Consider the following 24,965-nt stretch of genomic DNA (forward strand, 5'->3'; position numbering starts at 1 on the left):
TCGGTCCTGCCGGTGGTCGGGGGGACAATCATGGGGTGACGATCGTGCAGCCCACCCTGTGGGGCGACCTGGACCCCGGCCTGGAGGCGTATCCCGCCCCCGGTACGCCGGTCCCGGCCGCGCGTGACGCGTTCACCGCCCTGCGCGGCCACACCGAGCGCATCGTCGCGCACTCCTCGGACCGCGTCGCGTGGCTCCGCGCCCGCGCCATGGGCATCACCGCCACCGACGTCGCCCGGCTCGCCTCCCTGCGCGCCGTCGAGGCCGTCGTCACCGAGAAGCGCTACGGCTCCCGGTTCTCCGGCAACGCGTTCACCGAGCACGGGAAGGACCGCGAACCGGTCATCGCCGCCTGGGTGGCCGCCACCCACGGCATCCAGCCCTCGGCGCACCTGTTCCACGCCGCCGCGAACCGCGCGCACCTCGCCACCCCGGACGGCGTCGGGGTCGACGAGTCGTCCCGTGTGGTGCTCGCCGAGATCAAGACCACCGGCAAGGGCTGGCGGAGCATCCCCCGGCACTACCTGCGGCAGATCTGGTGGCAGCAGTACGTGCTCGGCGCCGACCGCACCCTGTTCGTCTGGGAACGCCACGACGGGTTCGTCCCGGTGGCCGACGAACCCGAGTGCCGCTGGGTCGACCGCGACGACGACCAGATCCGGGGGCTGGTGCAGCTCGCCGACCTGGTGCTCGACAAACTGCGCGGCTTCCGCTCCTAGACCGTCAGCTGGACCGTCTGCTGGACCGTCACCAGCTAGACCTTCACCAGCCGCAACCGGCTCATCCCCACGACCAGGATCCCGAGCAAGGTGATCGACACCGCGATCCCGACGACGTAGATCGCGACGACACCGTAGCCCTGCGCGGGGTCGAGGAACGGGTACGGCACCCACCCGTCGGTCGCACCGCGGACGAGCACCACGGTGGTCCAGACCGCCGGGTAGAGCAGGAACCACCACACGTGCCGGAGCAGCAGCCGTGCTCGGTCCGAGAACAGCAGCCAGTCGAGCACCGCGTACACCGGGATGATCTTGTGCACGATGTCGTTCGACCACGGCACCGAGGCCGACACGTTCGCGCCCGTGAGCAGCGTGTTGTAGACGATGCCCGTCGTCGCGATGTACACCGTGGCGGCACCGCGGAGCACCGAGACGGCGAGGTCCGCCCGCTTGCGACGTGCCGCGGCGACGAGCGTCATCGCGAGGGCCACGGCGATGATCAGGTTCGACTGGATCGTGAAGTAGCCGAAGAAGTTCCAGAACGAGTAGGTCGGGGACTTCGCGCTCTCGAGCCACTGCGCGACGACCGCGACGACGATGGCGATGACGGCGATCAGCCGGAGCGAGTTCACGAGGGTGCGCACCACACCACGTTATCGGGACACGCGCCCCACATGCGGAAAGGACCCGCACCGTTGCCGGTGCGGGTCCTTCCACGAGTCAGTGGACTCAGATGCTGTTGACGTCCAGCGGGATGCCGGGACCGAAGGTCGTCGAGACGGCGCCCTTCATGACGTAACGGCCCTTCGAGGACGACGGCTTGAGGCGGTTGATCTCCTCGAGCGCGGTCGAGATGTTCTCGTCGAGCTGCTCCGGCGTGAACGAGGCCTTGCCGACGACGAAGTGCACGTTGGCGTGCTTGTCGACGCGGAACTCGATCTTGCCGCCCTTGATGTCGTTGACTGCCTGCGCGACGTTCGGGGTCACGGTGCCGGTCTTCGGGTTGGGCATGAGGCCACGCGGGCCGAGCACCTTGCCGAGACGACCGACCTTGCCCATGAGCTCCGGGGTCGAGACGGCGGAGTCGAACGAGGTGTAGCCCTCGGCGACCTTCGCGATGAGCTCGTCGCCACCGACCTCGTCGGCGCCGGCGGCGATGGCGGCCTCAGCAGCCGCGCCCGTCGCGAAGACGATGACGCGGGCGGTCTTGCCCGTGCCGTGCGGCAGGATGACCGTGCCGCGGACCATCTGGTCGGCCTTGCGGGGGTCGACGCCGAGCTTGAGCGCGACCTCGACCGTGGAGTCGGTCTTCGAGGAACCGGTCTCCTTGGCCAGGGCGACGGCCTCGGTCGGGGTGTAGAACTTGTCGGCCTCGATCTTCGCGGCCGCGGCCTGGTAGGCCTTGGACTTCTTCGCCATGGTGGTCTCCTTGCGAGATACGTGGTTGGCGAGCCGGCGAGGCTCTCCCACGGAAAGGTGTCTGGTGGTGGGCCGGAGCCCGATCGGTGCTTAGGCCTCGACCGTGATGCCCATCGAGCGTGCGGTGCCGGCGATGATCTTCGCGGCCTGCTCGATGTCGTTGGCGTTCAGGTCGGCCTGCTTGGTCTCGGCGATCTGACGGACCTGGTCCATCGAGATCTTCGCGACCTTGACCGTGTGCGGGGTCGAGGACCCCTTCTGCACACCAGCAGCCTTCTTGATGAGCTCGGCGGCCGGCGGGGTCTTCAGGACGAACGTGAACGAACGGTCCTCGTAGACGGTGATCTCGACCGGCACGACGTTGCCACGCTGCGACTCGGTCGCCGCGTTGTACGCCTTGCAGAACTCCATGATGTTGACGCCGTGCTGACCGAGCGCCGGACCGATCGGGGGTGCCGGGTTGGCGGCTCCCGCGTTGATCTGCAGCTTGATCAGGCCCGTGACCTTCTTCTTCGGTGCCATGACTTGTCTTCCTCCTGGAATCGAACACACGGGGATCCGTGCACTCTCCCGCTGGTCCGGCCGTTCCGGACAGCGGTAAGGCCCGCTCGCACGAGGCGCGCGGGCCCAAACCCGTTCAGTGTAGTCGATCTCGGTGATCGCTACAGCGTGGTGGTCGTTAGAGCTTGGTGACCTGGTCGAAGCTGAGCTCGACCGGGGTTTCGCGCTCGAACAGCGAGACGAGGACGGTGAGCTTGCCGCTCTCCGGCTTGATCTCGGAGATCGAACCCGGAAGACCCGCGAACGAGCCTTCCTTGATGGTGATCGTCTCGCCGATCTCGAAGTCGACCTCGGCTGCGGGCTGTGCCTGCAGCGAGCCGCTGCCCTTCGCGCCGCCCTTGGTCGGGGCGGCCTCGGCCACCTGCACCAGGGACTTGAGCATCCCGAACGCCTCGTCGAAGCGGAGCGGGGTCGGGTTGTGGGCGTTGCCGACGAAGCCGGTGACACCCGGGGTGTGGCGGACGACCGACCACGAGTCCTCGTTGAGGTCCATGCGGACGAGCACGTACGAGGGGATCCGGACGCGGGTGACCAGCTTGCGCTGCCCGTTCTTGATCTCGACGACGTCCTCCATCGGGACCTCGACCTGGTAGATGTAGTCCTCCATCGACATCGAGACCATGCGGTTCTCGATGTTCGACTTCACGCGGCGCTCGAAGCCCGCGTAGGAGTGGATGACATACCACTTGCCCGGCTTCATCCGCAGCTCGGCCTTGAAGGCCTCGTACGGGTCGACCTCGGCGGGTTCGTCGTCCTCGTCCTCGGCGTCGAGTGCCTCGTCGGCAGCGAGCGTCTCGTTGGCCTCGGCGGCGGTCTCGGATTCGAGCTCGACTTCTTCCTCGTCCTCGACGGCCTCGACGGCGGCCTCGGCCTCGTCGGCGGAGTCGATCTCGAGGGCGTCGTCCACGACGGCGTCGGCTTCGGGGTCGCGGGACTCCTGCAGAGCCGTCAGCGCTTCGTCGAGGCCGGCGTCGACGGTGCCGTCGTCGGGCTCGGAGCTGAGGCCGAGCGACTCGTCGTCGTCGCCCTCGATCGAGATCGCACGCTCTTCAGCGGACTCGACGGAGCGTCCTTCGCCGGTCTCGACGTCGCCTTCCTGGTTCTCCTCGACCTCGGAGGACTGCTCGGCAGCCGTCGCGAGGTCGATGTCATCGCGGGAGTTGTCAGACACAGTCGATTCTTTCCGTTCGGTGGTTCGGGTCGGGTTGGCGGTCGGTCATGGTCACGATCGACGCCGTCACGATCGACGCCGTCTCGGGCGACCGTACTCCTCGGAACGGCTGCGCACGGCAACCGACGTCGGGGTCAGGCCGTGGGCCCGTTGCCGAAGACGTACCCGACGCCGAGACCGAACACGAAGTCGAGGATCGACACCAGGATCATCATGACGACGACGAACACGAGCACGACACCCGTGTAGCTGAAGAGTTCCTTGCGGGTCGGCGTCACGACCTTGCGCAGCTCGCCGATCACCTGACGGATGAAGAGCACGATGGCAGCGATGGGCCCGCGGCGCTCGGCCCGGTCCTGCTTCGCCTGGGCGACGACGTCGTCCGCCGTCGTCTCCATGTCTTTGCTCGCCAACTTCTACCCTTCCAGAGTTGCAGGGCGGACAGGACTCGAACCTGCAACCTGCGGTTTTGGAGACCGCTGCTCTACCAATTGAGCCACCGCCCTTCGCAACACGGTTCGTCACCGATCCGCGTTCCGGTGGACGAGTCTACGGGAGTCCGTCACACGGTGTCCACTTGACCCCTTGCACGGCGTGCCGCGCCGGTAGGCTGAGCCCCGTGAGCACCTCAGCCCCAGGCCCCGAGTCCACCGCCCACGTGTCCCCCGACACCCTCGCCACCGCGTCGGCCGATCGCCCGCGCATCGCGTCCCGCATCGCCGCCATCGCCGAGTCCGCGACGCTCAAGGTCGATGCCAAGGCCAAGGCGCTCAAGGCCGCCGGGCGCCCGGTGATCTCGTTCGCCGCCGGCGAGCCCGACTTCGCGACCCCGCAGCACGTCGTCGATGCCGCCGTCGCCGCGGCGCGGGACCCGAAGAACCACCGCTACACCCCCGCGACCGGCCTGCCCGAACTGAAGCAGGCCATCGCGGACAAGACCGCCCGGGTGTCCGGCGTCACGGTCGAGCCGTCGCAGGTCATCGTGACGAACGGCGGCAAGCAGGCGGTGTACCAGGCGTTCCAGACCATCGTCGACGCCGGTGACGAGGTCCTGCTGCCCGCGCCGTACTGGACCACCTACCCCGAGGCCATCCGCCTGGCCGGTGGCGAGCCGGTCGAGGTCTTCGCCGGCAGCGACCAGGACTACCTGGTGACCGTCGAGCAGCTCGAGGCAGCGCGCACCCCGAAGACCAAGGCACTGCTGTTCTGCTCGCCGTCGAACCCCACCGGCGCGGTGTACTCGGCCGAGCAGACCCGGGCGATCGGCGAGTGGGCGCTCGAGCACGGCATCTGGGTCATCAGCGACGAGATCTACCAGGACCTGGTGTACGACGGCGTCCGCTTCGCCGGCATCCTGGCCGAGGTCCCCGCCCTCGCCGACACCACGATCCTGGTGAACGGCGTCGCGAAGACCTACGCCATGACGGGCTGGCGCGTCGGGTGGTTCATCGGCCCGACCGACGCCGTCAAGGCCGCTTCCAACCTGCAGTCGCACCTGTCGTCCAACGTCTCGAACGTGTCGCAGCGCGCCGCCATCGCCGCGCTGACCGGTCCCCAGGAACCCGTCGCCGCGATGCGCGAGGCCTTCGATCGTCGACGTCGGTCGATCGTGGACGGCCTCAACGCGATCCCGGGGTTCCGGACGCCGACCCCGCAGGGTGCCTTCTACGTCTACCCGGACGTCACCGAACTGCTCGGCCGCGAATGGGCCGGCGCAACCCCGACCACCACGCTCGAGCTGGCGGACCTGATCCTCGAGCACGCCGAGGTCGCGGTCGTCCCCGGTGAGGCCTTCGGTCCGTCCGGCTACCTGCGTCTGTCGTACGCGCTGGGCGACGAGGACATCGCCGAGGGCGTCGCCCGACTGGCGGAGTTCTTCGCGTAGACACTGCCGGACACGGAACGGGCCACCTCGTCGAGGTGGGCCGTTCTTCCCGTTCCGGGAGGCCCGTGGAGCGTCGTGCTCGTCGGTCCCGTCGCGCGGACGCTCAGCCGGGCAGGTCCCCCACCACCACGGGTTCCGGGACGAGCGAGACACCGAAGCGGTTCAGGACGCTCACCTGCACGTACCGGGCGAGCTCGGCCACCTGCGCGGCCGTCGCCCCGCCGCGGTTCGTCAGTGCGAGGGTGTGCTTCGACGAGATCGCCGCGCGCGAACCCGGCACCGCGTACCCCCGGTGGACGCCGGCGTGCTCGATGAGCCAGGCCGCACTGAGCTTGACGTCGTCGCCCGCGGGCCAGCGCGGAGCATCAGCTGGCAGGGTCTCGGCGAACGCGGGCGAGACGATCGGGTTCGTGAAGAACGATCCGGCGCTCCAGGTGTCGTGGTCGTCCCCGTCGAGCACCATGCCCTTGGAACCGCGCAGCCGCAGGACCTCGTCGCGGACGGTCGTGGGCGGCACGAGCGCGCCGAGGTCGACCCCGAGCGAACCGGCGAGCTGCGCGTACTGCACGGGCACGCCGTGCTCCCCCGCGAGTCCGAGCCGGAACTCGACCGTCAGCACGACACCGCGCCGACCGTGCTTGAGGGTCGACGTGCGGTAGCCGAGCGCCAGCTCGGCTGCCGGGACCCACGCGCGCTCCCCCGTGGCCGCATCCAGGAACTCGACGCGGGTGAGCACGTCGGCGAGTTCGACCCCGTAGGCGCCGATGTTCTGCACGGGGGATGCACCGACCGTGCCCGGGATGCCGCTGAGGGCCTCCAGGCCGGTCCAGCCGTTCGCGACCGTCGTGGCGACGAACGGGTCCCACGGTTCACCGGCGGCGACGCGGACGGTGACGCCGTCGGCGTCGCGGTCCGCGTCGACGCCCGTCGTGCGGACCAGCACGACGGTGCCGTCGAAGCCCTGGTCGGCGACCAGCAGGTTGCTGCCGCCGCCGAGGACGAGCCACTCGTGGTCGTCGAAGGCGTCGGTCGCGTGGGCGACGAGCTCGTCGGTCGTCGTCGCCGTCAGCAGCCGGGTGGCGGGCCCGCCGACGCGGAGCGTCGTCAGGTCGGCCAGCACCGGCTCGGACACGGTCAGTGGAACACCACCGTGACCTGCGCCTTGCCGAGCACGGTCTGCCCGGCGGCGGTCACGGTGAGGTCGATGCGCTTCGGACGGCCGTCCTCGTCGACGGTGCCGACCTTCGCGACGATGCCGACCGTGGCACCCTGCTCCGGGTCGACGACGACGGGGCGCGTGAAACGGACGCCGTAGCCCGCGACCCAGCCGCGGTCGCCGAGCCACTCGGCCACCGGCTGCACGGCGATCCCCATGGTGAGCATGCCGTGGGCGAGGACGCCGGGCAGACCGACCGAGGCGGCGACGTCGTCGCGGTAGTGGATCGGGTTGAAGTCGCCCGAGGCGCCGGCGTACCGGACGAGCGAATCACGGGTGAGGTGCACGGCACGTTCGGCGACGACGGTGCCGACCTCGAGCGCGGTGGCGGGTGCGGCGGTCATGCGTCGTCTCCTCGGACCACGAGGGTGGAGGTCGCCGTGACGACGTGCTCCCCCTCGGCGTCGTTCATGGTGCTCTGGGCCGTGACCATCGCGTTGCCGCCGAGGGTCTTCACGCTGGTCACCGTCAGGGTCGCGGTGAGCTCGTCACCGGCGACGATCGGACGGTCGTAGGTGAAGGACTGCTCGCCGTGGACCACGCGGGAGAAGTCGATGCCGGCGTCGGGCTCGTTCAGGAGCTGCGCGAGCGTGGCTTCCTGCACGACGACGGCGAACGTCGGGGGTGCGACCACGTCGGCGTACCCGGCGGCGCGGGCGGCGTCCGGATCGTGGTGGACGGGGTTGGTCGCGAACACCGCACGAGAGAACTCGCGCACCTTCTCGCGGCCGACCAGGTAGGGCTGGGCCGGCGGGAACGTCCTGCCGACGAGCTCGGGGTTCACTGACACCACGGCAGTCTACTGAAGGCCCGTGCGGGCGGGTCCGTCCGGGCGGGTCCGTCTGGCGCTCGGGCCGCACTGTCGTCCATGAGAACGCATCAGTTAGACTGTCTGAGACCGATTCGGGGGAATCGGTGCGTGCCGTTCGGCACGCGTTCGTTCGGGACGGGGAGGGCCGATGGACACCACGACGGAGTTCGCCGTGCACACGGGCGACCGGTGCACCGCCATGGAGGTCGCCGCCGCCGCGCTGCGCCGCACCGGTCACCACGTCGAGTCGACCGGTGGCACGATGACCGCGACGGCAGGCAGCCGGGCGCTCACCATCCTGCTCGGCGCGCTCGTGCAGCCGGCCCGGGAGTACCGCCGGTACGAGCTGTCCACCGTCGTGGACGGTGCCACCACGACGATCTCGCTGCGCCGGGCCGGGCACGGCACGGCCGTGTCCGGCGGCAGCATCGGAGCGAACCGGCGTCGGGCCGCCTGGCACGAGGTCACCGCCGCCGTCGAGGACGCGTTCCGCACCGCCGGGGTGCTCGCGACGCGGACCGACACCGGCTCCCACCGCACCCGGTAGCGGGCTGCAGCACGTGGCCGCCCGGCGCACCGTGCCCGGATCGGTCACCGATGACCCCGTCGGCCATCTAGGTTGGGCGCGGGGCCCGGGAAAGGAACCGCCATGAGCATGGAGAGCGCTGCCTGGAGCTCGCTGTACAAGATCTCGTCCGCGCAGGGCGGCAAGCACGGGTTCTCCCGCGCGACCGTTAGACGGATCCTGACGTTCGCGGTGCCGTACCGGGCGAAGCTGCTGGTGTTCATCGCCCTCTCCGTCGTCGGTGCCTTCCTCGCCGTCGCGACGCCGGTGCTCGCGGGACAGGTGGTCGACGTCATCGTCGCCCGGGGCGAGGTCGCCACCATCGTCCGGCTGGCCTTGGTCATCGCCCTGGTCGCCGTCGCCGACGCCGCCGTGTCGCTGACGACACGCTGGTACTCGGCACGGATCGGCGAGGGCGTGATCCTGGACCTCCGCACCGCCGTCTTCGACCACGTGCAGAAGATGCCGATCGCGTTCTTCACCCGCACCCGGACCGGCGCGCTCGTGAGCCGCCTGAACAACGACGTGATCGGTGCGCAGCAGGCCTTCAGCGGCACCCTGTCCGGCGTCGTCACGAACCTGGTGGCGCTGGTCCTCACCCTGATCGTCATGCTCAGCACCTCGTGGCTCGTGACGGTCCTCGCCGTGGTGATGCTGCCGCTCTTCCTGGTCCCCGCGCGCCGGATGGGCAGCCGCCTGGCCGCGCTGCGCCGCGAGGCCGCCGACCACAACTCCGCGATGAGCACCCAGATGACCGAGCGCTTCTCGGCACCCGGCGCCACCCTCGTCAAGCTGTTCGGCCGGCCCGACGAGGAGGCCGAGGAGTTCCGCGTCCGCGCTGCCCGCGTCCGCGACATCGGGGTCCGGACCGCGATGCTGCAGTTCGTCTTCTTCACCGCACTGATGCTCGTCTCCGCACTCGCCCTGGCGCTCGTGTACGGGCTCGGCGGCTTCCTCGCGCTCGCCGGGCGGCTGGACACCGGCGAGGTCGTCACCCTGGCGCTCCTGCTCACCCGCCTGTACGCGCCGCTGACCAGTCTGGCGAACGCCCGGGTGGAGATCATGAGCGCCGTGGTCAGCTTCGAGCGCGTCTTCGAGGTCCTGGACCTCGAACCGCTCATCCAGGAGCAGCCGGACGCGGTCACCATCCCCGACGGGCCGGTGTCCGTCGAGTTCGACGACGTCCGGTTCGCCTACCCGTCCGCCGACAAGGTGTCCCTCGCCTCGCTCGAGGAGGTCGCGACGCTCGACACCCGCGGCGGCGAGGAGGTCCTGCACGGGCTGTCCTTCCGGATCGAGCCGGGCCAGACCGTCGCCCTCGTCGGGACGTCGGGTGCGGGCAAGTCCACGGTCGCGCAGTTGCTCTCGCGCCTGTACGACGTCGACAGCGGCACCGTCCGCCTGGCGGGCACGGACGTCCGCGACGTCACCTTCGCCTCGATGCGGCACACCCTCGGCATGGTGACGCAGGACGGCCACCTGTTCCACGAGACCATCCGCTCCAACCTGCGGTTCGCGCGGCCCGAGGCGACCGAGGACGAGGTGTGGGACGCCGTCCGTCGCGCTCGTCTCGAACCGCTCATCCGGTCCCTGCCCGACCAGCTGGACACGATGGTGGGAGAACGCGGCTACCGGCTGTCCGGCGGTGAGCGGCAGCGCATGACCATCGCGCGGCTCCTGCTCGCCCAGCCGCGCGTCGTCATCCTCGACGAGGCGACGGCAGCGCTGGACTCGACGTCCGAGGCCGCCGTGCAGGCCGCACTCGGCGAGGCGCTCGAGGGACGGACCGCGATGGTGATCGCCCACCGACTCTCCACCATCCGCAGCGCGGACCTGATCCTGGTGGTCGAGGACGGCTCGATCGTGGAGCGCGGTACGCACGACGAGCTGCTGGCCACCGGTGGGCGGTACGAGGAGCTGTACCGGACCCAGTTCGCCGCGCAGGAGAACGTCGATACCGACGCGGAAGCAGCGGTGGACTGAGCGGGCAGTCGGGCAGTCGGGCGGCGCAGCAGGGGTCTGCGCCGCCACCAACAGAGAAGGCCCCCTGACCCAGGGGATCCTGGACGAGAGGGCCTTGCGCGTAGCGAGGGCGGGACTTGAACCCGCGACCCCACGATTATGAGTCGTGTGCTCTAACCAACTGAGCTACCCCGCCAGAGATCCGGAGCGGCGTGCGCACCGGGTCGGAGCCCCGAGTCAGGATTGAACTGACGACCCCCTCCTTACCATGGAGGTGCTCTACCACTGAGCTATCGGGGCGATGTGCCGCGAACGGCACCACACGAGGATAGCAGACCTCCGACGCTGCTCCGGAACCGGACGAGACGCCCGGGCGTGCCGCGTCGTGGGCCGCTAGTTCGCGTTGGCCTTGAGCCACGCCAGCGGGTCCACCGGGACTCCGTCGACGTGGACCTCGAGGTGCAGGTGCGGGCCCGTGGAGTTGCCCGTGCTGCCGACGAGACCGAGGATGTCGCCGACCTCGACGTGCTGGCCGGTGACCACCTTGAAGGAGTTGTCCTCCATGTGGCCGTAGACGCTGACGAACTGCTTGCCGTCGACGTCGTGCTCCACCCAGACGTCGTTGCCGAAGCCGCCGTCGTTCGCCTGCACCTTGATCACGGTGCCGGCGGCGATGACACCGATCGGGGTGCCCTCACCCGGTGCGAAGTCGACGCCCATGTGGTTCGTCGAGCAGAACGAGCACCCGGCGACCTGGCGGCCCCCGAAGCCCGAGGTGATCGGGACGCCGGTCAGGAACGGCCACTGGATCGTGCCCGTCGGGTCGTTCGTGAAGCTCGAGGAGTCGACGTTCGCGTACTGCGTGGCATCGGACACCGTGAACTGGTCTCGGGCGGTGGAACCGTCGGCGGCAGCCCCGACCTGCATCGACTGGGTGGCACCACCGGAGGTGGCACGAGCCGCGGTCGACCCGGACTCGGGCACCCAGAGGGCCTGCGCCGGCAGGGAGGTCGAGACGACCAGGCCGGCCGCGAAGAGCAGGGCGCCGACGGCGGTCACGCGCGAGGCCGACCGGCGGAACGACGCGCCCCGCTTCCGGGTCGGCGCTGCGACGGGCGTGCTGGTGGAGGGGATGTGGCGCGCTGCGCGGTCGACCGGGGCCGGGGCCGTCGTGGCTGTCCGGCCGTTGCGGCGGCGCGAGGCGGGGACCTGACCGGCCACGCGGCGGGGCGCAGATGTGGGAGCGACGGGGGCGACGGACTGCGCCTGCACGTCGGGCGAGGTGGGTGCCGGCGGCGTCTGGATGCGCGAGGCCGGGCGCGCGGGCGACGCCGGCGCGAAGTCGATCGGCGACACGGGGGCCGCAGGGGTCCCCGGCGTGGCCGCTCCGATGACGTCGTCGAAGCTCGGACCCGTCGAGTCCTGCGCCGTGGTCGAGCCCTTGGCCGCTGCTCGTTCTGCCTCGATCCGAGCGCGTCGGGTCTGGTGGACGACCGGGGTGGCGGCGTCGACGGAACCGTCGGTGGGAGCGGACGACAGAGGAGTACGGGGCATGCGTGCGGTGGCGATCCTGATCGGAGAAGGGCCCACTCGTTGGTAACGAGCAGATAACGGGACCTGAGCACGCTAGCAGGCGACGTCCCAGGTCGCCAGTCGTGGTCATGTCCACCCAGGACCCCCGGAGGTGGTGCCCGGCGGGTCGTCAGGCCGGCACGGATCCGAGCGCACCGGCCTCGAGCCGACGCACCAGCGCCTCGAGTTCGTCGGCGACGGCGGGGCTCGCGAACAGGAAGGAGCGGGTCCCCCCGGCCTCCCAGATGCGGATGGTCGCGCCGGCCTCCTGTGCCACGAGGGCCCCGCCCGCCATGTCCCACGGGTTGATCCCGCGTTCGTAGTAGGCGTCCACCGTCCCCGCCCCGACCGCGCAGCAGTCGAGCGACGCCGCTCCCCCACGGCGGATGTCCCGCACCTCGCCGATGAGACCGGCGAGCACCGCCACCTGCTCGCGACGACGGTCTGCCGTGTACCCGAACCCGGTGGCGACGAGCGTCTCCGCCAGCGACCCGGGCGCGGCGACGGACAACGGCTCCCCGTCACGCGTCGCGCCCTGTCCGGCGGCCGCGCGGAAGACGGTGCCCGTCGCCGGTGCCACGACGACGCCCGCGATCGGCTCCCAGGTCATCGGATCGGCCCCGCCGCGGACGACACCGATGCTCACGCCGTACTCGTCGCTGCCGTACAGGTAGTTGACCGTGCCGTCGATCGGGTCCACCACCCACGTGATGCCCGAGGCCCCCGAGGCGGATCCGGACTCCTCGCCGTGGAAAGCGTCGTCGGGACGGGCCTCGGCGATGCGGGCACGGATCAGCGCCTCGACCTCGCGGTCAGCGGCCGTGACCACGTCGACGATGCTCGACTTCCGGTCCGCGACCTCGACCCCCTCGGCGCGGCGCCGTGCGGCCAGCGCCGCGGCGTCACGGGCGATCGACTCGGCGAGGTCGGCGAACTGGGCGGGGGTGAGGTCGGAGGCCATGCACCCATCCTCCCGGAAACACCATCGGCCCCGTCCGCAGTGGACGGGGCCGATCAGATGGTGGCAAGTGAGGGATTCGAACCCCCGAAGGCTACGCCGGCTGATTTACAGTCAGATCCCTTTGGCCGCTTGGGTAACTTGCCATGCGCACCCAGCCGGTGTGATCACCAACCGAAGGCGCGCACAAAAGCATAGCGGATCGCTGACGGTGGTCGTGACCACCGTCAGCCGATCCGCGCGACCGGAACCGGGCCTCCTGTCCGCCGTTAGGCTGTTCCGCATGGCAGACAGTTCCTTCGACGTGGTCAGCAAGGTCGACAAGATGGAGGCGGAGAACGCCCTCAACCAGGCGGCCAAGGAGATCGAGCAGCGGTACGACTTCAAGGGTGCCGACGCCTCGGTGGCGTTCAGCGGTGAGGACGTCCTGATCAAGGCGAACTCGGAAGAGCGCGCCAAGGCGGTCCTCGACGTGCTGCAGAGCAAGGCGATCAAGCGCAACATCAGCCTGAAGAGCCTGGACGCCGGCGACCCGTACCCCTCGGGCAAGGAGTACCGCATCGAGGTCAAGTTCAAGAACGGCATCGAGCAGGACGTGGCGAAGAAGATCGGTGCGTTCCTGCGTGCCAACGCCCCGAAGACCGTGAAGAGCCAGATCCAGGGTGACGAGCTCCGCGTCTCGTCGAAGAGCCGTGACGACCTGCAGAACACGATCCAGCTCCTCAAGGGTGAAGAGTTCGACGTCCCGTTGCAGTTCATCAACTTCCGCTGACCCGCGGCCCCTGCGAACGACACCCGACACCGGCACCCCGTGGAGCACTGGCTCACCGTCGTCATCACCGTCCTGCTCGTCCTGCTGGACCTGGCGATCCGCGTCTTCTCGATCATCTACGTCCCGATCAACCGGAAGCCGCAGACCGCGACGGCGTGGCTGCTCGCGATCTTCCTCATCCCCTACATCGGCTTCATCGTCTTCCTGGTCATCGGGTCGACGAAGCTCCCGCGCGCCCGACGCGAGAAGCAGACCGAGATCAACGCGTACATCCTCGAGCAGACCGAGGGCATCGAGCGGGTCCGCCGTGACCACCCGTGGCCGGCGTGGCTGGAGAGCGTCACACGGCTGAACCGCGAGCTCGGAGCGATGCCGTTGGTCGGGGGCAACTCGGCGGAGCTCTACCCCGACTCCGAGGAGTCCATCGCCGAGATGACCCGGGCGATCGACCAGTCCCGCCGCTTCGTCCACGTCGAGTTCTACATCGCGACGCTCGACGACACCACCCGGCCCTTCTTCGAGGCGCTCGCGCGGGCGCAGTCCCGCGGTGTGACCGTGCGGTTCCTGCTCGACCACTGGGCCAGCCGCGGGTACCCGGGGTACAAGGACACCCTGGCGTTCATGGACCAGGCGGGCATCGAGTGGCACCTGATGCTCCCGCTCCTGCCGCTGCAGGGCAAGTTCCAGCGTCCCGACCTCCGCAACCACCGGAAGATCATGGTGCTCGACGGCTCGGTCGCGTTCACCGGCTCGCAGAACCTGATCGACGCCTCCTACGACATCAGGTCCCACGTCGAGAAGGGCATGGTCTACAAGGACCTGTTCGCCCGGTTCGAGGGGCCGGTCGTCGCCGGGCTCAACGCCCTGTTCGTCACCGACTGGTACAGCGAGACCGACGAGCTGCTGCTGCGTGAGAGCGACCCCGTCCAGCGGGCCGACCGCGGCGACGCGCTCGACTGCCAGGTGGTGCCGTCCGGACCGGGGTTCGACGGCGAGAACAACCTGCGCCTGTTCAACGCGCTGCTCTACTCCGCACAGCAGAAGGTGTCGATCACCTCGCCGTACTTCGTGCCCGACGACTCGATGCTCTACGCCATCACCACGACGGCGCAGCGTGGGGTCGAGGTCGAACTGTTCGTCGGCGAGATGGGCGACCACACGATGACCTGGCACGCGCAGCGCTCCTACTACGAGGGACTCCTGCGGGCCGGCGTGAAGATCTGGCTCTACCGCGCGCCGACGATCCTGCACGCCAAGCACTTCACGATCGACGACGAGGTGTCGGTGATCGGCTCGAGCAACATGGACATGCGCTCGTTCAGCCTGAACCTCGAGGTCTCCGTGATGGTGCGCGGTCACCGCTTCGTCGACGCCCTGCGCGAGGTGCAGGAAGCGTACAAGGAGCACAGCTTCGAACTCACGCTCGACGAGTGGGTCGACCGTCCGCGCCGTTCCAAGGTGCTCGACAACGTCGCGCGGCTCACGGCGGCGCTGCAGTAGCCGACGCTGTCGCAGCGTCGCAGCGCGCACCGTGGCGGCGCGCACCGTCGCACCGTGCGTCGTCCTCCACCCGGTGCGACCTTGGCCGCACCGTGCGTCGCGACAGCGGGGCACCCGGCGAGCAAGCCCGCGGCGAACGGACAACCCTGCACCGTGCGTGGCGTTCGGGGCCGGTTCAGGATGCCGTGCGCCCCGCGTCGCACAACCAACCACGCACGGTGCGGACGGGAGGCCCGGGTCGCCTCCGTCGCGCACCGTGCGTCGCCCTCCACCCGGTGCGACCTTGGCCGCACCGTGCGTCGCGACAGCGGGGCACCCGGCGAGCAAGCCCGCGGCGGACGGACAACCCTGCACGGTGCGGTAAGCGTTCCGTGGCCGGCGCGGGTCCGCCAGGAGCGCTCAGCGCAGCGGGACCAGGGACGCCAGGGCTCCCACCACCCGCTCGAGCGGGCCGCGGCCGAGGAACCGCCGCCACAGCATCGCGAAGACCACCGAGCCGAGGGCGAACCAGCCCCAGGCCTCGGCCGATTCGGGGTACGTCGGCAGCGTCGCGAGGACCACGAGGTGCCCCGAGTACACCGTCAGGGGCATCGACCCGACAGCGGCGAGCGGGAACGCGATCCGCTCGGCGACCCGCCCGCGGCCGTCGAACACGAGCACGCAGAGCGCGATGAGCGTGACCGCGACGCCGGCCGTCCCGAGCACGTCGACGACCGACGACGAGTGGTCACGCGGGGACAGGAACAGCTGGGCGAGCGCCTGGCCGGGGGTCGAGCCCTCGCCCGCGTACGGCACGCCGGGGAACGCCAGGGCCGCGTCGTCCGGCAGCGGGGCGAGGAACGAGCCCGCGACGTACGCGGTGGCGGCGACCAGTGCGCCGGACACGAGGAGCGCGACCTGCCGGCCACGGTCCTCCAGGCCGACCCGGGCGACCGCGAGCCCCACCAGGACGTACGCCAGGAAGGTGACCACGGGGTAGACCAGGCCGAGCTGGACACCGACCATGCCCGCATCCGCGTAGGCGGGGGCGATCGCCAGCGCGGCGACGGGCGACAGCAGCGCGCAGACGGCGGCGATGCCGAGCAGCGCCGCCGGCCGGAGGCGGAGCACCGGGACCACGAGCAGGAACAGCACCCCGTACGTCGGCAGGATCACGTAGACCGGGGTGTCGAGCGCCATCAGCGCGAAGCCGATGACGACCACCACCACCGCACGGATCGCGAGCCGGGCGCGGATCCGTCCGATCGTCGGCGGGCCGGGCGGGTCCGTGCGGCCGCTCGTCAAGCCGATCGAGACACCGGCCAGGACTGCGAACAGGGTCGACGGGCGGCCGTGGGCGACGGCGGTCCAGGTCGCCGGGTCGGTCCACTCGAGCTGCTCCGCGATGCCGCCGACGTGGGCGGCCACCATGCCGAGCAGCGCGATCGCGCGCGCCACGTCGACGCCCTGCAACCGGACCCCCGGCGCAGACGCGCCCCGCACCGCGGTGGGCGGGACGGGGCGCGTGTCGGTCACGGCAGTCAGCTCGTCGGTGCGTCGACGCGGCCGAGCGAGACGTCGATCATCTCGTCGCGCGGGACGACCTTGATGCGCTCACGGCCGTCGATCGACCCGAGGGCCTGCTCGTGGGTGTCGAGGTGGTGCCAGCCCTCGAGGTCGGTGTACTCGACACCGCGCTCGCGGAGCAGGGCCGGGATCGCCTCGTCCGAGGGGTCCTCCGGCGTCCACCAGCTCGCCTGGTCGTTGACGATGTGCTGCACGGTCTCCATGGCGTCGGACTTGGTGTGCCCGATGAGCCCGACCGGACCACGCTTGATCCAGCCGGTGGCGTACACACCGGGGATCTGCTGGTTGTCGTCGTCGAGGACCTGGCCCTCGTGGTTCGGGATGACGCCGTGCCGCTCGTCGAACGGGACACCGGGCAGCGGGGAACCGAAGTACCCGACGGCGCGGTAGGCGGCCTGGATCGGGATCTCGCGGATCTCGCCGGTGCCCTCGACGCCGCCCTCGCCGTTCGGACGGGTGCGCTCGTAACGGATGGCGGTCAGCTTGCCCTGCTCGTCGCCGACGAACTCGATCGGCTTCGCGTAGAAGTGCAGGTGGAGCCGACGGCTGGCCTGGCCGACCTCGCGCGTGCGCCACTGCTCGAGGACACGGTTGATGACCATGACCTGCTTGTTCGTCGCGATCGCGGTCTTCGATGCCTCGTCGTGGTCGAAGTCCTCGTCGTAGACGACCATGTCGACGTCGCGGACCTCGCCGAGCTCACGGAGCTCGAGGGGTGTGAACTTCACCTGCGCCGGGCCACGGCGGCCGAAGACGTGCACGTCCGTGACTGGCGAGGCCTTGAGTCCCTGGTACACGTTCTCTGGGATCTCGGTCGGCAGCAGGTCGTCGGCGTGCTTCGCCAGGATGCGCGACACGTCGAGGGCCACGTTGCCGACGCCGATGACCGCGACGCTCTCGGCCTCGAGCGGCCAGGTGCGCGGGACGTCGGGGTGGCCGTCGAACCAGCTCACGAACTCGGCTGCACCGTACGAGCCGTCGAGGTCGACGCCGGGGATGTCGAGGTCGGCGTCCTTGATCGCCCCCGTCGAGAAGACGACGGCGTTGTAGTGCTTCTTGAGGTCGTCGAGGGTGATGTCCTCGCCGTAGCGGACGTTGCCGAACAGCCGGACGACCCCGCGGTCGAGGACGTCGCGCAGGGCGTTGATGATGCCCTTGATCCGCGGGTGGTCGGGGGCGACGCCGTACCGGACCAGGCCGTAGGGCGCCGGGAGCTGCTCGAACAGGTCGATCGACACGTCGTAACCGCGGGCCTCGCGCAGCAGGATGTCCGCGGCGTAGATGCCGGCCGGGCCGGCGCCGACGATGGCGAGTCGGAGGGTGGGCACTGATCGTCTCCAGTTCGTTCGGGTGGGGGTTCCCGGGGGTGCCTCCCGACCGTGCCGCGGTGGGCGTGCCGTGTCGGGAGGGGTGTTCAGCGGCTTCGGTCGACGACGGAGTCCGCGAAGCGGGTGAGCGCCCGTTTCACGATGCCGTCGGGCAGCGGAGCGAGGGCGTCGACGGCTTCGCGGGCCCAGGCGACGGCGACCGCACGGGTCGCTGCGGTGGCCTCGTGCTCACGGAGGGCGGAGACGGCCGACTGGTACGGAGCGGAGTCGACCACGTCGTCGGGGGCGCCGTTGACGTCGCGCTCGATGCGCTCGACCAGGTGCTGTGCCGAGGGGTCCGTCACGGCCATCCGCCGCAGTTGCAGCATCGGCAGGGTGTCGACGCCTGCGCGCAGGTCGTTGCCGGCGATCTTGCCGGTCTTGTCCGTCGCGGGGGCGAGGTCGATGACGTCGTCGACGAGCTGGAAGGCCACACCGACCTTCTCGCCGAACGTGCCGACGGCGTCGAGGTAGGCACGGTCGGCACCGGAGAACATCACACCGGCGCGGGCAGCGGTGGCGATGAGCGAACCGGTCTTGTCGCTGAGCACCTGGATGTAGTGCTCCAGCGGGTCGTCGTGCGACTGCGGACCGGTGGTCTCGTGCAGCTGGCCCATGCAGAGGCGCTGGAACGTCTCGGCCTGCATCCGGATGCCCTCGGTGCCGAGGTCCGCGGTGATCAGGCTGGCGCGGGCGAAGAGCAGGTCGCCGGTCAGGATCGCCACGTTGTTGCCGTAGGTGATCTGCGCGGCGGGGACCCCGCGGCGCACCGGCGCCTCGTCCATGACGTCGTCGTGGTAGAGCGACGCCAAGTGGGTGGTCTCGATGCTCACCGCGGCCTTGACCACGGCGTCGGTCACGCCGTCGCCGAGCTGCGCGATGAGGAGCGTCAGCGTCGGACGGATGCGCTTGCCCCCGGCGGAGAGCAGGTACCGGCTGGTGGTGTCGGCGAGGGTGTCAGTGGAGCGCATGGCGTCCTCGAGCCCCTGCTCGACGAGCTCGAGCCCGTCGTCGACCGCGGAGATGAAGCGACGGTCGGCGGGCGTGGCGAACAACCGCTCGCCGATGCCCAGCGACGCGCGCAGGCTCGGCGCGCGACGTGCGACCGGGACGCTCGGATTCAAGTGCTGCTCCGTCTTCGGGGGTGGTGACCGGTCAGTCGGCGGCCGGGTCGACGCGCGGCTGCTCGCCGGTGTTCTGGTGGTCACGGCGGGCCTTCGCACGCCGTGCCGCGGACTCGCGCACCGTGTCGGCGACGGGCTTGCGGCCACGGTGCAGTGCGACGATACCGGCCGTCAGGTTGCGGTAGGCGACCACCGAGAAGCCGACACCGCGGAGCCACTGGGTCAGCACCTGCTGGTCGGGCCACGCGTCGATGGACTCGGCGAGGTACCGGTAGGCAGCCGGGTTGCTGCTCGAGAGCCGCGCGATGCCCGGGAGCACGCGCTTCAGGTAGGTGCCGTAGCCGAAGCGCAGCAGCGCACGCGGCGGCGTCGAGAACTCACAGATGACGACGCGGCCACCGGGCTTCAGGACGCGGAGCATCTCGGCGAGCGCCTGCTTCGGGTCGTTGACGTTGCGCAGTCCGAACGAGATCGTGACGGCGTCGAACGTGTCGTCGTCGAAGGGCAGCTGCTCGGCGTCGCCCTCGACGAAGGTGATCTCGGGGTGACGCTCACGGCCGACGGCGATCATGCCCGCGGACAGGTCGAGCGCGGTGACCTCGGCGCCCTTCTTGGCGAAGGCCGCCGCGCTGGTGCCCGTGCCCGCGGCGATGTCGAGGACCTTCTCGCCGGGCTGGGGGTCGACCGCGCGGACGGTGGCGACACGCCACAGCGGGGCGTTGCCCGCCGACAGGATGTCGTTCGTGAGGTCGTACTTGGCCGCGACGTCGTCGAACATCGCCGCCACCTCGTCCGGGCGCTTGTTCAGGTCCGCTCTGCTCACGTGGTCAATCCTAGAGGTCCCGACCGAGCGTTCACCGGACTCGCAGCCACCCGGGCGGTGCGGGATCGGCGCGTAGCATCGGAGCCGTGACCCGAACCACCACGGCGGCGCCCCCGCTGACGGTCTCGACCCGGATCCTCGACGACCCGGGCACCGTCCTCCGCCACACGCTCCGCGATCGACCCCTCGCCTTCGTCCGGAACGGCGACGGCATCGTCGGCATCGGTGAGGCGCTGCGGTTCACCTTCACCGGCCCCGACCGGATGCGTGACGCGGCCGCGTTCTGGCGCAGTGTCGTCGCGACCGCCGTCGTCGACGACCCCGTCCAGCTGCGCGGCTCGGGGCTCGTCGCCTTCGGGTCGTTCGCGTTCGCCGACGACTCCGCCGACGAGAGCGTGCTCATCGTGCCCCGGGTGGTCCTCGGCCGCCGTCGGGGCAAGGCGTGGCTGACGGCCATCGACACCACGGCCGGCGCGGAGCCCCTGGCCTTCACCCGGACCTCGGTCCCGGTCCCCCGGGTCGGACCGCACGTCTCCGTCGAGCTGCGTCCCGGGCAGATCGACGAAGCCACCTACGCCGCCAACGTGTCCGAGGCCGTCCGCCGCATCGTGGCCGGGAGCGCCCAGAAGGTGGTGCTCGCCCGCGACCTGGTCGGCACGCTGCCGTCGGGGGCCGATCGACGAGCCGTCCTGCTCGACCTCGCCGCCGCCTACCCGCAGTGCGTGACCTTCGCAGTGGACGGGCTGGTCGGTGCCACGCCGGAGACCCTCGCCCGCACCGACGGCACGCGGCTGACCGCGCGGGTGCTCGCCGGCAGCGCCGCACGGGGCACCGACGAGGTCTCCGACCGTGCCGCCGCCGAGGCCCTGGCCAGCAGCGCCAAGGACGTCGAGGAGCACGCCTTCGCGATCGACAGCCTGCTCGCGGCCCTCGCACCGCTCGCCACGGACCTGCGCGCCGACGCCGAACCGTTCCGGCTGCAGCTGCCGAACCTGTGGCACCTGGCGACGGACGTGCAGGCGACGCTGCCGCCCGACACGACCTCGCTCGACGTCGCCGACGCGCTGCACCCGACGGCTGCGGTCGCGGGCACCCCGACCGACGTCGCGGTGCGGCTCGTCGCCGAGCTCGAGGGCGTCGACCGCGGTCGCTACGCCGGGCCGGTCGGCTGGATGAGCGCGACGGGCGACGGTGAGTGGATGCTCGCGCTGCGCAGCGCACGGATCGACGACGACGGCACCGTCCGCGCCTGGGCGGGCGCCGGGATCGTCGCCGGCTCGGAGCCCGAGCGCGAGGTCGCCGAGACGGCCCTGAAGTTCCGACCGATCACCGACGCCCTGGCCTGAAGCACCCCGGGGCCGCGCGGAGACCGGGTCGCAGCGTGGCCGGGGCACCCGTGGCCGGTCAGTCGGCCAGCGGTACTTCGATCACGACGCGCTCGGCGGGGTCCGTCAGCACGCGTTCGAGGTCGCCCCACGTGGCCGCCCGGCGGTACTCCCACCCGAGACCCGTGACGACCCGTTCGACGTCGACGTGCTGCGGGGTCGACATCATCCGGCGCATGTCGGCGTCCGGCGTGGTCTTCGCGACCTCGAGCCCGCGGAAGATGGCGCCACCGTGGTCGTTGCCGACGACGACCTGCACCCGGTGGGTGCGTTCCTCGGTGCCGGTGACGAACGCGCCGAGGTCGTGCAGCAGCGTCAGGTCGCCGAGGAGCACGCGCGTGGTGCCCACCGAGGCGGAGGACTGCTCGAGTGCCGCGGCGATGCCGAGCGCGGTCGAGACGGTGCCGTCGATGCCGGCCAGTCCGCGGTTCGCGTGCACCCGGATCTTCTTGCCGAGCACCCGGGCGTCGGCTTCGCGGATGAGCTGCGAGGCGCCGAGGACCAGGCGGTCGTGCGGCCAGGTCGCGCCCCAGACGGCCTCGGCGAGCATGGCCCGGTCGACGGGTCGGCGACGGAGTGCGACCTCGTCACGCAGGAACTTGTTCCGCTCGGCGCGGTCGGCGGAACGCTTGGCGTCGAGGTCCGGGCCGGCGTCGCCGTCCCCCAGGATCCGTCGGCTGGCACCCACCCAGCGGCCGACCCACGCACGGTGCTCCGGGCGGGTGCGGCCCGTCACGCGGACGTCGGACACGAAGGTGGTCGCGGCGTCCGGTCGGGAGGCACGGGCCGGGTCGAAGGGGTCGGCCGCCGGTCCGCGGACGACGATCGTCTCGACCCCGTCGCGCTGCAGGAGCGCGGGGACCTCTCTGCTGAGGGTCGGGTGGCCGAGCACGACGGCGCGGCGGACGGCGCCACCGTGGTCCGCGTCGCGCAGGAGTTCACGGTAGGCCACGACCAGGTTGCGGCCGAAGCGCGCGCCGCTGGAGACCTCGGCGAGGAGCGGCGCCCCGAGTTCCCAGGCGATCCGCTCAGCTTCCTCGCCGGCGTCGTGCCCGGCGATGACGACGGTGGCCGGCTCGTCGTCCGGGGTGAGTTCGGCGACCGGCAGACCGGTGTGGGCGCGGCGGGTGGCGAAGGCGAGGTCGATCTCGTCGTCGGGGACGGCGGTGACGTGCTCCGGGGTGAGCCCGGCGGAGAGCGGCTCACGGAACGCGACGTTGAGCTGTGCGGGCCCCGGCTGCCCGGTGTGCCCGGCTGCGGCGGCGACCGCCTGTCGGGCGAGGGCGCGCAGGGTGTCGCGGACCGAGGCATCGACGCCGTGCGCCGACGGGGCCGCGACGTCGCGGACGAAGGCGACGGCCTCGCCGAAGATCCCCGGCTGCACCGTGGTCTGGTTGCTCCCGATGCCGCGGAGCTCGTCGGGGCGGTCCGCACTCAGCACGATCATCGGCACGCCCGAGTGGTGCGCCTCGAGCACGGCGGGGTGCAGGTTCGCCACCGCGGTGCCCGACGTGGTCACGACCGCGGCGGGTCGGTGCGTCTCGACCGCGAGCCCGAGCGCGAAGAACCCGGCGGTCCGTTCGTCCAACCGGACATGCACGGTCAGTCCGCCGGCACGCTCGAGGGCGACCGCGGCGAGCGCGAGCGCCTGGGACCGGGAACCGGGGCTGACCACGACGTCGGTGACGCCGGCGCGGACGAGTTCCTGCAGGAGCGCGAGCGCGGTGTCGGTCGCCGGGCTGCCCGAGCCGGCGGGGCCGTCAGCGATCGGTGCGGCCGTCGTCGTCGCGCTCGTGGAACTGGTCTTCGAGGTCTCGGAGGGTCGCGTCGTCCTGGTCCTTGTCCGTGAGGGTGTCGCCCGGCTCCGGCGTGGTGCCGAGGAAGTCCGGGTCGTCTTCGGGTCCACGGTACCGGGCGGATGCACCGGGGTCCGTCGCGGGGGTGCGACCGAGCAGGAACCACAGGACGCCGCCCAGCACGGGCAGGATGATCACGAGCAGCAGCCACACACCGCGACGCAGGGAACGGATGCGCTGACGGGGCATCGTGCCGCAGTCGATGGCCGCGTACACCGTGAAGGCAACGGCGGCCACGACGACGATCAACCACAAGCGGACCATGCGGTGAAGTCTAGGTCGCGACCCTGTGATGCCCCTGCCGGTCGGCGCTTCCGTAGACTCACCGTGTGAAAGCGTGGCTCCTGTACACCCTGGCTCGGCTCGGCATCTTCGTGGTGGCGCTCGTGCTCCTCCTGCTCCTGACGCCGCTGAAGTGGTACTGGGCGACGATCATCGCCGCCCTGGTGGGTCTGCTCATCTCGTACATCGCACTGTCCGGACTCCGCACGCAGGTCGCCCTGAGCCTGGCGAACCGCCGCGGCGTCCCCGAGCGCGACGCCGACTCGGACTTCGAGGACGACTTCGTCGACGCCGCCGACTCGGATGCCGCAGCCGCTCCCGTCGTCCGTCCGGTGTCCGACGCGGACCGGCACGAAGCACGCCGGGACGCCGACGCCGACTGACCCCGGGCACGGGGTCGTCAGGTCGGAGCCGGAACGGTTACGGCTGCACGGCCAGGGTGATCCCGAGCACCACGCCGAAGGCGAGCGACCCGAACGACGACAGCTGCAGCGCCGTGATGAGCTCGCGGGGCTTCCGCGACGACACCCCGATCGCCAGGGCCGGCAGCGCCAGCAGCAGCGAGAAGTACGTGAAGCCCGTGCGGAAGTACAGCAGCACGAACCAGAGCAGCACGACGTACGGCAGCATCAGGAACAGGCCGAAGAGCACGCGGGCGACCGGACGACCGACGACCACGGCGAGCGTCCGCTTGCCCGCCAGCTGGTCCTCGTCGATGTCGCGGATGTTGTTCACCATCAGGACCGCGCAGGCGAAGAACCCGGCGGCCACCGCGGCGGCCCAGCCACTCAGCGTGACCTCGCGGATCTGCACGAACTGCGTACCGAGCACGGCGACGAGTCCGAAGAACACGAACACGAACACCTCGCCGAGGGCGTTGTACCCGTACGGCTTCTTGCCGCCCGTGTAGAACCAGGCGGCGACGATGGCGGCGGCCCCGACGAGCAGCAGCCACCACAGCTGGGTGAGCAGCACGATGACCAGGCCGGCGACGGCTGCCAGGCCGAAGAACGTCAGGGCGACCGTGAGCACCGTCCGGGGCTTGGCCAGCCCGGCACCCGTGAGCCGTGCGGGTCCGACGCGGTACTCGTCGGTGCCGCGGACCCCGTCGGAGTAGTCGTTGCTGTAGTTCACGCCGATCTGCAGGAACAGCGCCACGGCCAGGGCGAGCAGCGCGACGGCGAGGTGGCTGCCCTTCGCCAGGTAGTCGCCGAAGTCCCCGGGCTCACCGCTGTCGACGAACGCGACGGCGGTGCCCAGCACGACCGGGACGACGCCGAGGGTCAGGGTGCGCAGACGCGCGCCGCCGATCCAGTCGCGTGCGGTCGCCTTCCGCTTGGTGCGGGCGGGGGCAGCGGCCTTCGCCGGGTTGCCGGACCGGCCCTGCTTCTGCGTCGAGTTCTTCGTTCGTGCCACGAGCACCGATCTTATTGCCGATGCGGCGCCCGCTG

25 protein-coding genes and 4 tRNA genes are annotated in these 24,965 nt (G+C 70.8%); 8 read left to right on the forward strand and 21 right to left on the reverse strand.

Going from position 1 to position 24,965, the window contains the following annotated elements; translation table 11 throughout:
- Positions 1 to 35 precede the first annotated feature (35 nt).
- Entirely contained in the window at positions 36 to 719 is a 684-nt protein-coding gene (locus ITJ50_RS01340) for a YqaJ viral recombinase family protein (RefSeq protein WP_017888641.1), read from the forward strand.
- A gap of 35 nt (positions 720 to 754) precedes the next feature.
- Here the strand turns inward: ITJ50_RS01340 and ITJ50_RS01345 are convergent, their stop codons facing one another.
- From ITJ50_RS01345 to ITJ50_RS01370, 6 genes are all read right to left on the reverse strand, one after another.
- Positions 755 to 1,363: a Pr6Pr family membrane protein gene (locus tag ITJ50_RS01345; protein WP_194589774.1), complete on the reverse strand. Its 609-nt coding sequence runs from the start codon at positions 1,361 to 1,363 to the stop codon at positions 755 to 757.
- 85 nt (positions 1,364 to 1,448) lie between these two features.
- Positions 1,449 to 2,138 carry a 50S ribosomal protein L1 gene (gene rplA, locus ITJ50_RS01350; RefSeq protein ID WP_017888639.1) on the reverse strand — a complete coding sequence of 230 codons (690 nt, stop codon included), beginning with the start codon at positions 2,136 to 2,138 and terminating at the stop codon, positions 1,449 to 1,451.
- A gap of 90 nt (positions 2,139 to 2,228) precedes the next feature.
- Positions 2,229 to 2,660, reverse strand: a complete 432-nt coding sequence (gene rplK / locus ITJ50_RS01355) for a 50S ribosomal protein L11 (RefSeq protein WP_017888638.1) — start codon at positions 2,658 to 2,660, stop codon at positions 2,229 to 2,231.
- Between the two features lie 157 nt (positions 2,661 to 2,817).
- The gene (gene nusG / locus ITJ50_RS01360; protein WP_017888637.1) at positions 2,818 to 3,870 is read right to left on the reverse strand and encodes a transcription termination/antitermination protein NusG; all 1,053 of its coding nucleotides are present in this window, start codon (positions 3,868 to 3,870) and stop codon (positions 2,818 to 2,820) included.
- 134 nt (positions 3,871 to 4,004) lie between these two features.
- On the reverse strand, positions 4,005 to 4,268 hold the full coding sequence (secE, locus tag ITJ50_RS01365; RefSeq protein ID WP_017888636.1) for a preprotein translocase subunit SecE: 264 nt from the start codon (positions 4,266 to 4,268) through the stop codon (positions 4,005 to 4,007).
- 35 nt (positions 4,269 to 4,303) lie between these two features.
- Positions 4,304 to 4,376 (reverse strand) — tRNA-Trp (locus ITJ50_RS01370).
- Positions 4,377 to 4,528: 152 nt separating this feature from the next.
- Between ITJ50_RS01370 and ITJ50_RS01375 the strand changes: the two genes are divergently transcribed.
- Positions 4,529 to 5,755 (forward strand): pyridoxal phosphate-dependent aminotransferase, encoded by a 1,227-nt coding sequence (locus ITJ50_RS01375; protein ID WP_056070653.1) that lies wholly within the window; start codon positions 4,529 to 4,531, stop codon positions 5,753 to 5,755.
- 103 nt (positions 5,756 to 5,858) lie between these two features.
- Here the strand turns inward: ITJ50_RS01375 and ITJ50_RS01380 are convergent, their stop codons facing one another.
- The 3 genes from ITJ50_RS01380 to ITJ50_RS01390 are packed head-to-tail and all read right to left on the reverse strand — an operon-like array spanning position 5,859 to position 7,761.
- Positions 5,859 to 6,887, reverse strand: coding sequence for a UDP-N-acetylmuramate dehydrogenase (locus ITJ50_RS01380; RefSeq protein ID WP_194589775.1), 1,029 nt, complete (start codon positions 6,885 to 6,887; stop codon positions 5,859 to 5,861).
- Positions 6,888 to 6,889: 2 nt separating this feature from the next.
- Complete coding sequence (locus ITJ50_RS01385) at positions 6,890 to 7,315, reverse strand: MaoC/PaaZ C-terminal domain-containing protein (RefSeq protein ID WP_042541105.1); 426 nt, start codon at positions 7,313 to 7,315, stop codon at positions 6,890 to 6,892.
- On the reverse strand, positions 7,312 to 7,761 hold the full coding sequence (locus ITJ50_RS01390; protein WP_082047026.1) for an FAS1-like dehydratase domain-containing protein: 450 nt from the start codon (positions 7,759 to 7,761) through the stop codon (positions 7,312 to 7,314). Before ITJ50_RS01390 ends, ITJ50_RS01385 begins: the two co-directional genes overlap by 4 nt.
- Before the next feature lie 169 nt (positions 7,762 to 7,930).
- Between ITJ50_RS01390 and ITJ50_RS01395 the strand changes: the two genes are divergently transcribed.
- Positions 7,931 to 8,329 (forward strand): hypothetical protein, encoded by a 399-nt coding sequence (locus tag ITJ50_RS01395; RefSeq protein ID WP_017888631.1) that lies wholly within the window; start codon positions 7,931 to 7,933, stop codon positions 8,327 to 8,329.
- A gap of 102 nt (positions 8,330 to 8,431) precedes the next feature.
- Positions 8,432 to 10,330 carry an ABC transporter ATP-binding protein gene (locus tag ITJ50_RS01400; protein ID WP_194589776.1) on the forward strand — a complete coding sequence of 633 codons (1,899 nt, stop codon included), beginning with the start codon at positions 8,432 to 8,434 and terminating at the stop codon, positions 10,328 to 10,330.
- Positions 10,331 to 10,431: 101 nt separating this feature from the next.
- Here the strand turns inward: ITJ50_RS01400 and ITJ50_RS01405 are convergent.
- From ITJ50_RS01405 to ITJ50_RS01425, 5 genes are all read right to left on the reverse strand, one after another.
- Positions 10,432 to 10,505 (reverse strand) — tRNA-Met (locus ITJ50_RS01405).
- A gap of 32 nt (positions 10,506 to 10,537) precedes the next feature.
- A tRNA-Thr gene (locus ITJ50_RS01410) sits at positions 10,538 to 10,609 on the reverse strand.
- Positions 10,610 to 10,702: 93 nt separating this feature from the next.
- Complete coding sequence (locus tag ITJ50_RS01415; protein ID WP_194589777.1) at positions 10,703 to 11,863, reverse strand: M23 family metallopeptidase; 1,161 nt, start codon at positions 11,861 to 11,863, stop codon at positions 10,703 to 10,705.
- A gap of 148 nt (positions 11,864 to 12,011) precedes the next feature.
- Positions 12,012 to 12,842, reverse strand: a complete 831-nt coding sequence (locus ITJ50_RS01420; RefSeq protein ID WP_194589778.1) for an inositol monophosphatase family protein — start codon at positions 12,840 to 12,842, stop codon at positions 12,012 to 12,014.
- A 58-nt stretch (positions 12,843 to 12,900) separates the two neighbouring features.
- Positions 12,901 to 12,985: transfer RNA gene (locus ITJ50_RS01425), tRNA-Tyr, on the reverse strand.
- A gap of 137 nt (positions 12,986 to 13,122) precedes the next feature.
- On the opposite strand from ITJ50_RS01425, the gene ITJ50_RS01430 reads away from it, so the two are divergent.
- On the forward strand, positions 13,123 to 13,611 hold the full coding sequence (locus tag ITJ50_RS01430; RefSeq protein ID WP_017888627.1) for a YajQ family cyclic di-GMP-binding protein: 489 nt from the start codon (positions 13,123 to 13,125) through the stop codon (positions 13,609 to 13,611).
- 39 nt (positions 13,612 to 13,650) lie between these two features.
- Positions 13,651 to 15,111: a cardiolipin synthase gene (gene cls, locus ITJ50_RS01435; protein ID WP_017888626.1), complete on the forward strand. Its 1,461-nt coding sequence runs from the start codon at positions 13,651 to 13,653 to the stop codon at positions 15,109 to 15,111.
- Positions 15,112 to 15,510: 399 nt separating this feature from the next.
- Here the strand turns inward: cls and ITJ50_RS01440 are convergent, their stop codons facing one another.
- The 4 genes from ITJ50_RS01440 to ITJ50_RS01455 all read right to left on the reverse strand — a co-directional run bounded on the left by ITJ50_RS01440 (position 15,511) and on the right by ITJ50_RS01455 (position 19,991).
- Entirely contained in the window at positions 15,511 to 16,626 is a 1,116-nt protein-coding gene (locus tag ITJ50_RS01440) for a heparan-alpha-glucosaminide N-acetyltransferase domain-containing protein (RefSeq protein ID WP_194589779.1), read from the reverse strand.
- A 5-nt stretch (positions 16,627 to 16,631) separates the two neighbouring features.
- A complete protein-coding gene (locus ITJ50_RS01445; RefSeq protein ID WP_159556751.1) occupies positions 16,632 to 18,005 on the reverse strand; it encodes an FAD-dependent oxidoreductase in 1,374 nt (457 codons plus the stop codon).
- 86 nt (positions 18,006 to 18,091) lie between these two features.
- The gene (locus tag ITJ50_RS01450; protein ID WP_017888623.1) at positions 18,092 to 19,168 is read right to left on the reverse strand and encodes a polyprenyl synthetase family protein; all 1,077 of its coding nucleotides are present in this window, start codon (positions 19,166 to 19,168) and stop codon (positions 18,092 to 18,094) included.
- Between the two features lie 31 nt (positions 19,169 to 19,199).
- Positions 19,200 to 19,991 carry a demethylmenaquinone methyltransferase gene (locus tag ITJ50_RS01455; RefSeq protein WP_017888622.1) on the reverse strand — a complete coding sequence of 264 codons (792 nt, stop codon included), beginning with the start codon at positions 19,989 to 19,991 and terminating at the stop codon, positions 19,200 to 19,202.
- Positions 19,992 to 20,077: 86 nt separating this feature from the next.
- Here ITJ50_RS01455 and ITJ50_RS01460 point away from each other — a divergent pair, with 86 nt between their 5' ends.
- Positions 20,078 to 21,337 (forward strand): isochorismate synthase, encoded by a 1,260-nt coding sequence (locus tag ITJ50_RS01460; RefSeq protein ID WP_194589780.1) that lies wholly within the window; start codon positions 20,078 to 20,080, stop codon positions 21,335 to 21,337.
- A gap of 58 nt (positions 21,338 to 21,395) precedes the next feature.
- On the opposite strand, the gene menD is transcribed toward ITJ50_RS01460, so the two are convergent.
- The gene (gene menD / locus ITJ50_RS01465; RefSeq protein WP_194590081.1) at positions 21,396 to 23,144 is read right to left on the reverse strand and encodes a 2-succinyl-5-enolpyruvyl-6-hydroxy-3-cyclohexene-1-carboxylic-acid synthase; all 1,749 of its coding nucleotides are present in this window, start codon (positions 23,142 to 23,144) and stop codon (positions 21,396 to 21,398) included.
- Positions 23,137 to 23,496 carry a PLDc N-terminal domain-containing protein gene (locus ITJ50_RS01470; RefSeq protein ID WP_017888619.1) on the reverse strand — a complete coding sequence of 120 codons (360 nt, stop codon included), beginning with the start codon at positions 23,494 to 23,496 and terminating at the stop codon, positions 23,137 to 23,139. Before ITJ50_RS01470 ends, menD begins: the two co-directional genes overlap by 8 nt.
- Positions 23,497 to 23,561: 65 nt before the next feature.
- Here ITJ50_RS01470 and ITJ50_RS01475 point away from each other — a divergent pair, with 65 nt between their 5' ends.
- Positions 23,562 to 23,897 carry a DUF4229 domain-containing protein gene (locus tag ITJ50_RS01475; RefSeq protein ID WP_017888618.1) on the forward strand — a complete coding sequence of 112 codons (336 nt, stop codon included), beginning with the start codon at positions 23,562 to 23,564 and terminating at the stop codon, positions 23,895 to 23,897.
- A gap of 37 nt (positions 23,898 to 23,934) precedes the next feature.
- On the opposite strand, the gene ITJ50_RS01480 is transcribed toward ITJ50_RS01475, so the two are convergent.
- Complete coding sequence (locus ITJ50_RS01480; protein WP_194589781.1) at positions 23,935 to 24,936, reverse strand: 1,4-dihydroxy-2-naphthoate polyprenyltransferase; 1,002 nt, start codon at positions 24,934 to 24,936, stop codon at positions 23,935 to 23,937.
- Positions 24,937 to 24,965 lie beyond the last annotated feature (29 nt).

Source organism: Curtobacterium sp. VKM Ac-2889 (assembly GCF_015350855.1).
Taxonomy (GTDB): domain Bacteria; phylum Actinomycetota; class Actinomycetes; order Actinomycetales; family Microbacteriaceae; genus Curtobacterium; species Curtobacterium poinsettiae.